This is a genomic window from Janthinobacterium sp. 1L-D-8-B-C4 (assembly GCF_057291295.1).
Genome location: NZ_JBXAVX010000009.1, coordinates 56,383 through 68,583, shown reverse-complemented (window position 1 = coordinate 68,583; position 12,201 = coordinate 56,383). Strand labels below are relative to the sequence as shown.

Sequence of the window (12,201 nt, the reverse complement as noted above, 5' to 3'; positions counted from 1 at the left end):
CGTGCTCGCCCAGCAAGCGTGCCTCGACGATATCAAGTGCCACTTCCGGCATCATGGCGCACTATCAAGGCAGGCGATGACGGAAGGTCGGCTCGATATTGCGGGCATGCAGCCATTGCACGATATCTTCCAGGGTGGCGTCCTGCAGCAGCAAGCCACCATTTGATGGCGGCGCCTTGGCGATGGCGGGAGTGGGAGCGGGAGCGGGAGCGGGAGCGGGAGCGGGAGCGGGAGCAGCAGCTACCGGCGCGACACCGGCATGCTGTTGCAGCACGGCCAGCGCCTTGGCGAACTGCGCAGCTGTCATGCTGCGCAGGCTTTCCACGAAACCGAGCTGGGCCGGCAACGGCGGCGGCATGTCCAGGCCCGGCTCGTCGGCAAACGAAGCGCCCATGCCGGGGTGGATAAAAGCCGCCCATTTGCCCGAGGGCTGCAGGCATGGCGGCAGTTCCACCGATTCCAGGAAGGCGGCCGGTGCGGCGGTCAGGATGTCGGTGCTGGCGGGCAGGAATACGGTGCGCAGCAATTGCAGGAACTGGCGCGCTTGAGACTGCGGCACCGGGGTTTCCAGCGACAGCCACAAGTAAAAAGAGGTGCGGCCCGAGATGCTGACGGCAGGTGCCGGCAGGTCTAGTTCATGCTGCACGGCGTTGGCGATCACGCACAAGTCGCTCCAGTGCTTTTCGCCGCCGCCCTTGCCGCCAAACTCCAGCACCAGGGCGCGCGTCAGGCCGGCATCGCTGACCAGGTTGGCTGCCACGGCTGGGCCGCCGGCCACCTGGCGCGCCAGCACTTCGGGCGTAACAGGCCGGCCATCCGTATCTTGCTGGCCTTCAAGCAGGTAGAGTCTGGCCAGTTGAGAAATCAATTTGTGCATGCGCGCTTCCATCTTTATATGTCGCGCCATCGGTGGCAACGTTGCCGCGATTATAGACCAGCCGTCTTGCGCCTTGGCCGCACCAGCAGTGCCAGCACCAGCAGCAAGGCCAGCGCCAGCATGCCGGCCGCGCTCGACAGGGCAAACGTGACGCGGTGCGCCATCAGCGCCACGCCCGTCCTGGCACCGGCGCCGATGGCGGCCACGGCCACCAGCACCGCCAGCCCCAGCGAATTGCCCAGTTGATGCGCCACGTTGACGATGCCGGAATCGGCGCCAGCGTCCGCCTTGGGCACGCCCTGGACACCGGCCACCGTCAGCGGACTCAGGGCCATGCCCTGCCCTGCGCCGATCAGGACCATGGGCAGTGCGACGCCGAGCCAGTACGCAGTATCGCCACTGGCCAGGCTCAGCCACGCCATACCGGCCAGGGTGCAGGCCAGGCCGGCGGCCAGCAGCAGCGCATTGCCGAAGCGCCGCGTCAGCGCCGGCACGCGCAGCGCCACGGCAAAGTTCACCAGGGTCATCGGCAGGAAGGCCAGGCCCGTCAGCGACGGCGAGTAATGTTTGACCACCTGCAGGAACTGCGTGCCGAAAAAGAAGAAACCGATCATGGCGCCCAGGAACAGCACGCGCGCCGCATAGGCGGCCGAACGCTGGCGGCTGGCAAACAGGCGCAGCGGCATGATGGGCTGGCTGGCATGCTTTTCGATCAGGATAAACGCCGCCAGCAACAGCAGGCCTGCTGCCAGCGAGACTTGCGTCCAGGTATCGCCCCAGCCGGCGCTGGCTGAACGGATCAGGCCGTAGACCAGCGCCGTCATGCCGAGGGTGGAACTGGCTGCGCCGGCCACATCGAAGCGGCCCTTGACCGGTTCGCTTTCCTGGATAAAACGGCGCGCCGCCCACAGCATGGCGATACCGATCGGCAGGTTGATGAAGAAGCCCACCCGCCACGACAGCCATTCGGCCAGCACGCCGCCAAGCACCAGGCCGACGCTGGCGGCAATGCCGGCCACCGCGCTATATAACGAGATGGCGCGTGTGCGTTCCTGCCCCTCGGCAAACGTGGTTTGCAGCAAGGCCAAAGTGGACGGCGCCAGGATCGCCGCCCCCAGGCCCTGGACGGCGCGCGCGGCCACCATGGCCGCCGGCGAGCGGGCCAGGCCGATCGCCAGCGAGGCAACCGTAAACAGCGACAGGCCCAGCATCAGCATGCGGCGCCGGCCGAAGGTATCGCCGGCGCGGGCGGCCAGCAGCATGAAGCCGCCAAAACCGAGCGTATAGGCGCTTTGTACCCAGGCCAGGCCGGTGTCGCCAAAGCCCAGCTCGCGGTGGATGTTCGGCAGGTCGGTCAGCACGATGGACGTATCGAGCACGATCATCACATAGCTGACCAGGATAATGGCAAGAATCGCGTTCTTGGAAACGGGGATGGTGGAGTTTTTCATGCCCCACTGTAAACACTGGTGATTGCAAGAACTAGATGCTAAAGTCCGCATGAACTTATTAGCGGAGCTAATCAATGGCCCAGACCAATTACAACGATCTGCTGGCCTTCGTGGCCGTTGCGCGCGAAGGCAGTTTCACCAAAGCGGCGGCCAGGCTGGGCGTGTCGCAGTCCGCGCTGAGCCAGACCATCCGCGCCCTGGAAGCGCGGCTGGACCTGCGTTTGCTGGTGCGCACCACGCGCAGCGTCTCGCCCACCGAAGACGGCGAACACCTGCTGCGCACGGTGGCGCCGCGCTTCGAAGAGATCGAAGCGGAGCTGGCCATGCTCAGCGAGCGGCGCTTGAAACCGGCCGGCACCATCCGCATCAGCGCCGGCGAGCATGCGGCGCTGACGGTGCTGCAGCCGGCGATCGCGCGCTTGCTGCCGCTGTATCCCGACATTAACGTGGAAGTGGTGGTCGACAACGGCATGACCGACATTGTTGCCAACCGTTTCGACGCCGGCGTGCGCCTGGGCGAGCAGGTGGCCAAGGACATGATTGCGATGCCCATCAGCGGCGACTTTCGCATGGCCATCGTGGCCGCGCCCAGCTACTTCGCCAGCCGCCCCAAGCCATCCATGCCGCAGGACCTGACCATGCACAATTGCATCAACATGCGCCTGCCCACCCATGGCGGCCTGTTCGTGTGGGAGTTTGCAAAAGACGGCAAGGAAATCAATGTGCGCGTCGAAGGCCAGCTGGTCTACAACAATCTTGCCGTGCGGTTGCAGGCGGCCTTGGGCGGCCTGGGCCTGGCATGCATCCCGGCAGACGTCGCTGCACCGCACGTGGCCGCCGGTACCTTGCTGCGGGTGCTGGAAGACTGGTGCCCGCCGTATGCCGGCTACAAGCTGTACTATCCGAGCCGGCGCCATCCGACGCCGGCGTTTACGCTGATGCTCGATGCCTTGCGCTATCCGGCCAGGCCTGGCTAACCCTTCGGCTTTTCGGCCTTGCCCTGCATCGCCATGATGGTCTGCTGCATCAGCGCACACAGCGTCTCCTTGCCATCGCGCACGGCAAACACTTCGGCCTGGGTGACGATCAGGGTGCGTCCAGGCCGTACCACCTTGCCGCGCGCGATCAACATGTCGCCATCGGCGGGGGCCAGCAAATTCATCTTGTATTCCACCGTCAGCACGGAAGCGCCTTCGGGCGCCACCGTCATGGCTGCGTAGCCGGCGGCTGAATCGGCGATCATGCCCACCACCCCGCCATGCACGAAACCATGCTGCTGCTCGATGCCGCTCCAGTGCGGCACATGGATTTCCGCGCTGCCATGGCCCAGCACGGGCAGGCTGGCGCGTATCAGCACCATGGCGTTTTGCAAATCGAAGCTTTCTCGCACGCGCTCGGCAATATGTGGCGCCAGTGCTGGCGGCGTGATCAGGGTCATGGAGTGGCTTTCATGGCATAGGTGGAGTTGTTTACTCTACCGCTTTTCCTGCTGCGTCCGCCATTCTTCCGGCGGGTATACATAAGGTGTCGCCTGCACCGCGACGCAATCAGCCGATCCTGCTTGGTGGCATGTGTTGCCAGGAACGCCTTCTCAATGAATGATTTTCTGCCTTAAATTCAACGGTTCGGCAATCGTCAGCACCACCATGAAGGTCAAACATGAAATCGCCGCCATGAAGCCGAATACATAGTCCCAGCCATAATGATCGAGCAGCATGCCGACGATCCACGGCGTGGCCGCGCCGCCCAACTGGGCGCCCATATTGACCACCGCATTGGCGACCGGGAATTTTTCTTTCGATACAAACTGCATCGGATAGACCATATAGGCGGAAAAACCAATGCTCAGCAGCACGCCGGTGAGGAATAAAAGTGCGCCGTATTGCAGCGGATCGGCCGGCGCATGGATCAGCAGATACATCATGACGGCGGTCGACAGGGCCGAGATCAGCATGCCCGGTTTCCTGCGCTTGTCGAGCACGCGGTCGGCCAGCAGGCCGCCCAGGATATTGCCGAACACGGCGCCGACCCACGGCGCGGCCGCCACCATGCCCATGTTCATGATGGAAAACTGTTTTACCGTCAGCAGATAGGTCGGTATCCAGGCCAGCAGCACGCTGGAAATGCCCAGCTGGCAGCAGTAGCCGAGCGCGCAGCCGATAATGTTCCAGGACTTGAACACGCCACGGCTGGTGGTCACCGTGGGCAGCTTGCGCACGCGGATCAGCTTGTCGAGCCAGGGCATCGGCCTGGACGTGGCCGCTTCGCCGGTACTGCGGCCATCGGCGCTTTTCTCTTCGATGCAGGCCAGTTCAGCCGCGTTGACATGGCGGCTCTCGGCCGGCTTGTTGGCGACCAGGAAATACCAGACGATGGCCAGCACGATGCCGGGCACCGAGAACCAGATGAACACTTCGCGCCAGCCCCAGGCGGCGATAATCGCGGCACCCAGGATCGGCGTGATCACCGGGCCGAATTTCACCGACGACAGGAAGATGCCCGAGGCCGTGCCCTTTTCGCGCGAAGGAAACCAGTGATTGATGGTGGTTGTCACGCCGATCGGCAGCGGTCCTTCAGCCAGGCCCAGGCCGATGCGGCACAGCTTCAATGACAACAGGGAGCCGACCAGGCCGGTCAGCCCGGTGGCGATCGAGGTCAGCACCATGGAAATGGTAAAGACCTTGCGCACGCCGAATTTCGACAGCAGCCAGGCCGACGGCAGTTGCGCCAGCGCGTAGGCGATCAGGAACAGGCTGACCAGGCCGCCCGCATCGGTATTGCTCATTTCAAATTCCTGGCGCAGGAACGGCAGCACCACGCCCAGGTTGGCGCGGTCGGCGGCAGCGATGGTGTAGACGATAAAGAACAGCGCGGCAACGATCCAGCGGTAGCGCGTGGGGCGCGATGCTGCCTGTGCTGCGGCTGGCGCGGCGGGTGTAATGGTGTGCATGAGGGTGTCTCCTGATTTTTCTGGTTGTTCGCCGGTGTCAGTTCAGTTCCAGCCGGCGCAGCGTCTCTTCCAGTCCCAGCAGTTCCACGGTCGTTGCGCCGTTTCGGATCTGCTGGCGGAAATGCGCCTCTTTCTCTTCGCGCTGCCGGCTTTTCGCCAGCACCTGCCCGATCTCGCCGCGGCGCACCACCACCACCCCATCCTGGTCGCCGACGATGATGTCGCCCGGATTGATGCTGACGTCGCCGATGGTGACCGTCACATTGATGCGTCCCGGCTGGTGCTTGCCGGTGCCCTTGATCGACAGGCCGCGACTGAACACGGGAAACCCCGCTTCGGTCATGGCGGCGGCGTCGCGCACGGCGCCGTGGATCACCAGGCCGGCCAGGCCCATGCGCTGGGCCTGCTCGGTAAATACGTCGCCCCACACGCCCGCTTCGAGGAAACCCTTGGCGTCGACGACCAGCACGTCGCCCGGTTGCGCCTTGAGCATGGCGTAGTGCAACATCAGATTATCGGCCGGCCGCGTATCGACCGTAAAGGCCGGGCCGGCCAGGCGCATGTGGGCGGCGATCGGCTTGATGCCGCTGTCGAGTGCGCCCTTGCCGCCCTGTGCTTCGTGCACGGTGGCAGCACCGAGCTGGCGCAACGCGTGCAGGGTCGCTATGGATACTTGTTGGTCCATGATCATGTCCTGTATTCAAGTTGAAATGGTTCAGGCGTCTTGCCCGGGCTTGCGCTGCAAGGTGTGGTAGCCGAATTCGCGCCGCGCCTGCGCCAGCGGCATGCCGTCCAGCGCGGCGGCGACGATGCGCGCTTCGAGCGCCTGCATGACGAGCGCACGCTCGAATACCTCGGCCGCCCTGCCCGCCGGCACGAACACCACGCCGTCCTGGTCGCCGACGACGATATCGCCGGGCGCGACGCGCACGCCGGCCACGGTCACGGGGCCGCCAACGGCGTCGACCTGTACCCTGTCCTTGCCGGTGCGCATGAAGCGGTCCAGCGCAAACAGCGGGTAAGCGGCCGTATCGGCCTCCTGTGTATCGCGGCACACGCCGTTCACCACCGTGCCGCCGATGGCGCGGTGCGCGGCCAGCTGGCTCATGATGCCGCCCCATACCGTGCAGTCCGCGCGGCCAGCGTTGTCGAGCACGGCCACGCTGCCGGCAGGCATGTCATCGAGGTAATCGCCCACCGTGCCGGGCTGGGCTGTATCGACCGGGCCGAAGCGCACCGTGAAGGCGGGCCCGAACAGCTTGCGCGGACCGGCCACCGGCTGGACGCCGACGGCGCTGCCGGGCAAGCCGAAATAATCGAGCGCGTCCGACACTTCCGCACTGCTCAAGCCTCGCGCCTTGGCGAATTGATCTTGTTCCATGAAAGTCTCCATCGATCTTGTTGTCGTGAAGCCCAGTTTCATATAAAGTGAATTCAATATCAAACATCGATTATTGACTCTTGAATCAATTAAAATGAACTTATGACGAACCTCAGGCAGATACGCTATTTTTGCGAAGTGGTCGAAGCCGGCAGTGCCGCGCATGCGGCCGAGCGGCTGCATGTCGCGCCGACGGCCATCAGCATGCAGCTGGGCCAGCTGGAAACCCACCTTGGCGGCGAGCTGTTCGACCGCTCGCGCCGGCCGATGGAGCCGACCGCGCTGGGCCGCTTTTTCTATCCGCGCGCAAAGGAGTTGTTGCTGCAGGCGGCGCGCCTCGATGACGAAGCCAGGGGCATCGCCAGCGGCAGCCATGGCTGGCTGGGCATCGCGTTTACCCGCTCGGCGACGTTTTCCGTGCTGCCCAGGGCAATCCGGCAGTTCCGCGCCGCCTGGCCCGACGTGCAGCTGGACCTGGTGGAAGCCTTGTCCGAATACCAGCCGGCGCAGCTGCGCCAGGGCCGCATCGATATCGGCCTGTCGCGCTTTATCGGCCCGTTCGACGCGCCGCCAGACCTGTGCCACGCGCTGGCGATCGACGACCCGTTGGTGGCCGCCCTGCCGATACACCATCCGCTGGCCGGCCAGGCGTCCGTGCGCGCAGCGGACCTGGCGGCAATTCCCTTCATCCTGTACCCGAAAGATCCGATCAGCCCGTTCGGCCAGCAGATCGTCGCCGCGCTCAAGGCCGCCGGCGCCGAGCCGGCCGTGGCATATTCGGCGGTGGAAATCTACACCGCCTTGTCTTTGGTGGCCGCCGGCCTTGGTGCGACCCTGGTGGCGCGCTCGATCGCCGAAAACAACCGCACCGACGTGATGTTCCTGCCGGTGATTGATATCCGCGCCAGCACCACCGTGGTGGCCGTCACGCGGGCCGACGAGAAAAGCCGGCTGGTGGCGGCCTTCCTGGGCATACTGGCCGGCGCGGCGCACGACTAGCCGGCGATACGACACCGCCGGCCAATTTGACCGATAATAGGACCATCCTTTTCAAGCAATCATCCTCTTGAGCACACCATCCATGCAAGCCGATACCCTCAGCAGCCTGTCCCAGCTCCTCGCCCGCGCCCACAGCGAGACGCTGGCGTTCCCCACCAACGTCAATACGGCCCTGCGCTTGCAGCAGGAACTGGGCAATCCCGATTGCCACGCGGCCGACATCCACCGCCTGCTGCTGTCCGAGCCGGGCCTGTCGGCGCGCGCCGTGTCGCTGGCCAACTCGGTGATGTTTGCCCACGGCCACACGCCCACCGTCACCAGCGTGCGCGCCGCCGTCGAACGCCTGGGCTACCGCAACCTGCTGTCGCTGGCCACGGCGGCCGTGATCCGGCAAATGAATACCGGCATCAAGGACGCCGCGCTGCGCGCCAGGGCCTCGCAGCTGTGGGCGCACAGCGTGCACGTGGCGGTGCTGGCGCATGAAATCGCCCGCACCATTACCCATGTCGACCCCGACACCGCCGTGTTCGCCGGCATCGTGCATGAAGTGGGCGGCCTGTACCTGCTGGCCGAAGCCGACAAGACGCCGGGCCTGTACCAGCAGCTGGAAACGCAGATGGCGCCGGTGCTGGAAATCGTCGGCCGCGCGCTGATGCGCCAGCTGATCGTGCCAAGCCAGGTGGCCGACGCCGTCGCCACCCTGCCCGGCGCCACCGTGCTGCTGCCGGCGGGCGGCTTGCGCGACACCCTGCTGCTGGCCAAGGCGATCGCGCCGGTTGCCTCGCCATTGCCACAAATGCCGGCAGCCGTCAACGAAAGGCTGCAGCAATATCTGGAGCAAGACCCTGTGTTGCAGGAATTACGCAACAATCCGTCAAACGAGGCAAAAGAGCTGATCGCGGTTTTGCTGGCCTGATGTGATCTGCTATGATGGGAAAGTTGCCGAGGACACACTCGGCTTACCCTGACTTGCACCATCAGCACTGGATACTGCCTTGACTATCTCTTTTCGCATGCTCGGCCTGGCCGCAGCACTGACCGTGGCCTGCAACGCCCACGCCGACAGCTTTGCCTCCTCGGCTTCCAGCGCCGGCTCGGCGTCGAGCGGCAGCGTATCCGACTCGCTGAGCGGTTCGAGCAACAGCTCGAAAACCGACAAGCGCGTCGACAACGGCCCTTACCGCATCATCGATATCGCCGCCACCCCTGGCCACGCCGGCATGACGCGCCTGACCATGCAAGCCGAAGCAGCCCAGCAGCCGCTGGTGCTCGACCTGCCGCAAGCAACCTTTGACCAGCAGCAACTGGCGCAAGGCGATATGGTGCATGCGCAAAACCGCGCCTACGGCATTGAATTTTCCCGCAACGATACGCGCGCCGCCTTCTTCCTGGTGCTGGCCGACGAGTGGTACGGCGAACTGGGTACGCGTCCGGTCAGCATGTGAAGCTGCGCCGCTTCCTGGCGCCAGCCCTGCTATTGATTGCCGCAGGTAGCGCCCATGCCGGCGGTTCATTGTCTTCCTCGCGTTTCTGCGACCGCTCGCAGGAACTGACTGCTAGCGAACAGGACAAACTGCTGCGCTTTGCCGCCGTGGTGCGCGAAGAACTGGCCGCCACCGAAGGCAGCGTGGCCCTGATCAGCCGCTCGGGCCTGGACCTGTCCCGCTTCGGCATCCGCTATTCCCATGCCGCACTGGCCTGGCGCCATGAGGCTGACGCCGGCTGGTCCGCGCGCCAGCTGTATTACGCCTGCGACGAAGGCCGCCCGCGCATTTTTGATCAAGGAACGGCCGGCTTTGCGATGGGCACCGACAATCCCCAGCTCGGCTATATCTCCATCGTGCGCCTGCCGGCCGAAACAGTGCCGCCGCTGCGCCGCGCCCTGCTCGACCCGGCCCGCGTGCAACACCTGCTGGCCGGCAGCTACAGCGCCAACGCCTATGCGTATGGCCTGCAATACCAGAACTGCAATCAATGGGTGGTGGAACTGCTGGGCGCCGCCTGGGGCGAACTGCCCGACGGCGCCGACCTGCGCGAACGCGCCCAGGCCTGGCTGCGCACCGCCCCCTACACCCCCGAACCTGTGACGATTCCCTCGCGCTGGCTGATGTTAGGTTCCGTCTTCGTGCCGCTGGTGCATTTGTCCGACCACCCGCAGGAAGCCATCGATACGATGCAACTACAGGTCAGCCTGCCGTCGACCCTGGAAACCCTGGTGCGCCAGCGCCTGCCCGCCAGCGAGCGCGTGGAAATCTGCCACGATGGCAAGCAGGTGGTGGTGCACAGGGGCTGGGAGCCGGTGGCCGAGGGCTGTGTGGCAGGGGAAAATGACCGGGTGGTGGTGCTTGACTGATGGAGCGGCGATGAAACAGCGCAAGTCAAAAAAGTGCCTGGCCTTATGGCTGCTTGTTATCAGCATGCCGCTTGCCGCGCAAAATGCCTCGAATGAGCAATTGAAAGAACTGCTACGCGCCGATCAGGCCGACCGCAGCGCAGCCCATATCAACTGGGCCGCAGTGGACCAGCGCGACACGACGCGCGCAGCGGAAGTCATGACGCTGCTACGCGCTGGCAAAGTGCAGACAGCGGAAGATTTTTATAACGCGGCCATGGCATTCCAGCATGGCGGCAGCGCCGAAGATATCCAGCTGGCCCACGCGCTGGCCATCATTTCGGCGCGCCTGGCGCCGGAACACCCCGCGCCAAAATGGCTTGCCGCCGCTTCATTGGACCGTTACATGATGTGGAAAAAACAGCCGCAATGGTACGGCACTCAATCACAAATCGTGAAAGACACCGGCAAGAAGACGCTGTACCCGGTCTTGCCGGGCGTGATCAGCGATGCGGAGCGCGCCGCCGCTGGCGTACCGCCGTTGTCCAGTATTATTGCCGAGATCGAGGCAGATAACAAACCGTGATTCACTTTTCCCAGCCGCTATCAGGCGGTGGGCAATTGACCGATTTCGCTCCCGATGCGCCCGATCCATTATGCATTATGCTGGGAATGACATTGCTGCCGCCGCTCATGAAACACGACGACCTGCCATTTTTGGTGGTGCGGGTATAAACAACGCCGTCCGGTGACGTATAGTGATCCGTGACGGATTCGGCATAGCCGACAAATGCATCGGCAATTCCTCTTTCCAGTCTTCGCTGTGGCGTATCGGGCCGCTCCTTGGGCACGCCCGGCTTGCCTGCCCGCAGTTCTTTATCGATTGATGCAAGGTCGACCTTGTCGCGATTGAATATCTTGGCCGGTACCGGGGTGTCATTGGCCATTGCCTGGGCCTTTCTTCCTGCTTCCGGTACAGCGATCAAGCTGTCGGCACGATCAATCAAAAAAATTTCATGATCTGGAATAAATATTCTTTGAGCGGGAAAACGCATGACATCGACCCGTTCACTTGACTCATTTGGTGGCGCGGCGATTTCTTTCTTATTTTTCGGCAGCATCAATACGGCGGAAAAATAAACGCGATCGCCACTGCCAGGTAATTCTTCCTTGCGGCTTGAAAAATAAAATACAATTAGCCCGTGCACAGCAATGACAATAAAAAAAGCGGCATATTTCATTATTCAACCTGGAAGACGCTACCATCGCAGGAGCATCAGAATTTGACTGTGATAATAATATCAGCAGATTGAACAGCAATGAAATTTTTAAAATCGGCTTTTGGCCACCGGTCCTGACTGGCATGTGAACATAGATGCATGGGGAGTGATATGTCGAGTAATGAGATCAATCAAATGACTCAGCGGGAATGGCTTGAACTGGGCTTTTTCTACGAGCGGAATGACGACATCAAGGAATGGCGGCTGCAAGGCTCCAGGGCCGGACTGCAGAAATTCGCCAGCGCTTTGCGCGACTATGCAGCGCACCCGAACCATGCGGCCCTGTCGGAACACGAGCACCTGGGGCCTTATTATTATCTTCAAATCGGAACATGGTCGAGTCCGGAAATCACGGATCACTGGATAGCTGGACCTTTACAAGCGCTTCAAGAACTGTCCGATAGCGTGGACACCTGTCTCGTTGCGGCATCGGCAGGCGACTGCATTTGCCTGCGCACCTTTGTTCGCGCCGTCATCAAGCCATGAGCTTGTGTTGCAGGTAATGGGCGATGATTTTGATCCTGCGGCGGCAGATACTGCTTGCTGGTAGCCGTCTGCACAGTCCCCCTTTTCAGAAAATCGCATGAGCTACAAAATAAAAACCCAGGAAATTGTTGGAAACACCTATCGACATGCCCTGTTCTATCGCTTTCCCGGTGGGCTGCGCTTCGAGTTGTCGGAGGGAGGCAGTCCGCTGGACATGGCCTTGTCAGCGCTGCGCAAGGCAACCATCGTTTGCGATGACGTTTTTGCCGGAGAGGAACGCATTCTTGTCCACTTGATGGCCTATGCTCCAGCGTCCCTCTTCGGTTTGAACAAGCCTGCCTTGGCCGGCTTGTACCAGCGGCACCACGACTTGCTCCACGATCACGACATCGTGGCAATGCACGAGAGCTTCGGACCTTTATAGTCCAATTCCCCCGGCATCATG

General features: G+C 62.9%; 15 protein-coding genes. 8 read left to right on the top strand and 7 right to left on the bottom strand.

Translation table 11 applies throughout. The features are described 5' to 3' along the window. Nucleotides 1-64: 64 nt before the first annotated feature. A complete protein-coding gene (locus AC0Z42_RS16680) occupies nucleotides 65-877 on the bottom strand; it encodes a hypothetical protein (protein ID WP_485469318.1) in 813 nt (270 codons plus the stop codon). Between the two features lie 50 nt (nucleotides 878-927). Further along, on the bottom strand, nucleotides 928-2,328 hold the full coding sequence (locus AC0Z42_RS16675; protein WP_485469317.1) for an MFS transporter: 1,401 nt from the start codon (nucleotides 2,326-2,328) through the stop codon (nucleotides 928-930). A 74-nt stretch (nucleotides 2,329-2,402) separates the two neighbouring features. Between AC0Z42_RS16675 and AC0Z42_RS16670 the strand changes: the two genes are divergently transcribed. Next, a complete protein-coding gene (locus AC0Z42_RS16670) occupies nucleotides 2,403-3,305 on the top strand; it encodes a LysR family transcriptional regulator (RefSeq protein ID WP_485469316.1) in 903 nt (300 codons plus the stop codon). Here AC0Z42_RS16670 and AC0Z42_RS16665 read toward each other — a convergent pair. From AC0Z42_RS16665 to AC0Z42_RS16650, 4 genes are all read right to left on the bottom strand, one after another. Continuing rightward, nucleotides 3,302-3,766: a PaaI family thioesterase gene (locus tag AC0Z42_RS16665; protein ID WP_485469315.1), complete on the bottom strand. Its 465-nt coding sequence runs from the start codon at nucleotides 3,764-3,766 to the stop codon at nucleotides 3,302-3,304. The two genes, AC0Z42_RS16670 and AC0Z42_RS16665, sit on opposite strands and share 4 nt — an antisense overlap. Before the next feature lie 153 nt (nucleotides 3,767-3,919). Then, entirely contained in the window at nucleotides 3,920-5,278 is a 1,359-nt protein-coding gene (locus AC0Z42_RS16660; protein WP_485469314.1) for an MFS transporter, read from the bottom strand. Nucleotides 5,279-5,315: 37 nt separating this feature from the next. Then, on the bottom strand, nucleotides 5,316-5,963 hold the full coding sequence (locus tag AC0Z42_RS16655) for a 4-carboxy-4-hydroxy-2-oxoadipate aldolase/oxaloacetate decarboxylase (RefSeq protein WP_485469313.1): 648 nt from the start codon (nucleotides 5,961-5,963) through the stop codon (nucleotides 5,316-5,318). 30 nt (nucleotides 5,964-5,993) lie between these two features. Continuing rightward, nucleotides 5,994-6,659 carry an RraA family protein gene (locus AC0Z42_RS16650; RefSeq protein WP_485469312.1) on the bottom strand — a complete coding sequence of 222 codons (666 nt, stop codon included), beginning with the start codon at nucleotides 6,657-6,659 and terminating at the stop codon, nucleotides 5,994-5,996. 102 nt (nucleotides 6,660-6,761) lie between these two features. On the opposite strand from AC0Z42_RS16650, the gene AC0Z42_RS16645 reads away from it, so the two are divergent. The 5 genes from AC0Z42_RS16645 (at nucleotide 6,762) to AC0Z42_RS16625 (ending at nucleotide 10,576) form a co-directional block, all read left to right on the top strand. Then, on the top strand, nucleotides 6,762-7,658 hold the full coding sequence (locus tag AC0Z42_RS16645) for a LysR family transcriptional regulator (protein ID WP_485469311.1): 897 nt from the start codon (nucleotides 6,762-6,764) through the stop codon (nucleotides 7,656-7,658). 82 nt (nucleotides 7,659-7,740) lie between these two features. Further along, nucleotides 7,741-8,574, top strand: a complete 834-nt coding sequence (locus AC0Z42_RS16640; RefSeq protein ID WP_485469310.1) for an HDOD domain-containing protein — start codon at nucleotides 7,741-7,743, stop codon at nucleotides 8,572-8,574. Nucleotides 8,575-8,671: 97 nt separating this feature from the next. Continuing rightward, nucleotides 8,672-9,103, top strand: a complete 432-nt coding sequence (locus tag AC0Z42_RS16635; protein WP_485469480.1) for a hypothetical protein — start codon at nucleotides 8,672-8,674, stop codon at nucleotides 9,101-9,103. After that, nucleotides 9,100-10,011 carry a DUF2145 domain-containing protein gene (locus AC0Z42_RS16630; protein WP_485469309.1) on the top strand — a complete coding sequence of 304 codons (912 nt, stop codon included), beginning with the start codon at nucleotides 9,100-9,102 and terminating at the stop codon, nucleotides 10,009-10,011. Before AC0Z42_RS16635 ends, AC0Z42_RS16630 begins: the two co-directional genes overlap by 4 nt. Nucleotides 10,012-10,021: 10 nt before the next feature. Beyond that, nucleotides 10,022-10,576: a hypothetical protein gene (locus AC0Z42_RS16625; protein ID WP_485469308.1), complete on the top strand. Its 555-nt coding sequence runs from the start codon at nucleotides 10,022-10,024 to the stop codon at nucleotides 10,574-10,576. Between the two features lies 1 nt (nucleotide 10,577). On the opposite strand, the gene AC0Z42_RS16620 is transcribed toward AC0Z42_RS16625, so the two are convergent. Beyond that, entirely contained in the window at nucleotides 10,578-11,231 is a 654-nt protein-coding gene (locus AC0Z42_RS16620) for a hypothetical protein (RefSeq protein ID WP_485469307.1), read from the bottom strand. A gap of 150 nt (nucleotides 11,232-11,381) precedes the next feature. On the opposite strand from AC0Z42_RS16620, the gene AC0Z42_RS16615 reads away from it, so the two are divergent. Further along, nucleotides 11,382-11,756 carry a hypothetical protein gene (locus AC0Z42_RS16615; RefSeq protein ID WP_485469306.1) on the top strand — a complete coding sequence of 125 codons (375 nt, stop codon included), beginning with the start codon at nucleotides 11,382-11,384 and terminating at the stop codon, nucleotides 11,754-11,756. Nucleotides 11,757-11,853: 97 nt separating this feature from the next. Further along, nucleotides 11,854-12,180: a DUF3885 domain-containing protein gene (locus AC0Z42_RS16610; RefSeq protein WP_485469305.1), complete on the top strand. Its 327-nt coding sequence runs from the start codon at nucleotides 11,854-11,856 to the stop codon at nucleotides 12,178-12,180. The last annotated feature ends 21 nt before the right edge of the window (nucleotides 12,181-12,201 follow it).

Bases quoted from the DNA above. Each gene is read 5' to 3' on its own strand.
- AC0Z42_RS16680 (WP_485469318.1), bottom strand. From the start codon at position 877: ATGCACAAATTGATTTCTCAACTGGCCAGACTCTACCTGCTTGAAGGC.
- AC0Z42_RS16675 (WP_485469317.1), bottom strand. From the start codon at position 2,328: ATGAAAAACTCCACCATCCCCGTTTCCAAGAACGCGATTCTTGCCATT.
- AC0Z42_RS16670 (WP_485469316.1), top strand. From the start codon at position 2,403: ATGGCCCAGACCAATTACAACGATCTGCTGGCCTTCGTGGCCGTTGCG.
- AC0Z42_RS16665 (WP_485469315.1), bottom strand. From the start codon at position 3,766: ATGACCCTGATCACGCCGCCAGCACTGGCGCCACATATTGCCGAGCGC.
- AC0Z42_RS16660 (WP_485469314.1), bottom strand. From the start codon at position 5,278: ATGCACACCATTACACCCGCCGCGCCAGCCGCAGCACAGGCAGCATCG.
- AC0Z42_RS16655 (WP_485469313.1), bottom strand. From the start codon at position 5,963: ATGGACCAACAAGTATCCATAGCGACCCTGCACGCGTTGCGCCAGCTC.
- AC0Z42_RS16650 (WP_485469312.1), bottom strand. From the start codon at position 6,659: ATGGAACAAGATCAATTCGCCAAGGCGCGAGGCTTGAGCAGTGCGGAA.
- AC0Z42_RS16645 (WP_485469311.1), top strand. From the start codon at position 6,762: ATGACGAACCTCAGGCAGATACGCTATTTTTGCGAAGTGGTCGAAGCC.
- AC0Z42_RS16640 (WP_485469310.1), top strand. From the start codon at position 7,741: ATGCAAGCCGATACCCTCAGCAGCCTGTCCCAGCTCCTCGCCCGCGCC.
- AC0Z42_RS16635 (WP_485469480.1), top strand. From the start codon at position 8,672: ATGCTCGGCCTGGCCGCAGCACTGACCGTGGCCTGCAACGCCCACGCC.
- AC0Z42_RS16625 (WP_485469308.1), top strand. From the start codon at position 10,022: ATGAAACAGCGCAAGTCAAAAAAGTGCCTGGCCTTATGGCTGCTTGTT.
- AC0Z42_RS16620 (WP_485469307.1), bottom strand. From the start codon at position 11,231: ATGAAATATGCCGCTTTTTTTATTGTCATTGCTGTGCACGGGCTAATT.
- AC0Z42_RS16615 (WP_485469306.1), top strand. From the start codon at position 11,382: ATGTCGAGTAATGAGATCAATCAAATGACTCAGCGGGAATGGCTTGAA.
- AC0Z42_RS16610 (WP_485469305.1), top strand. From the start codon at position 11,854: ATGAGCTACAAAATAAAAACCCAGGAAATTGTTGGAAACACCTATCGA.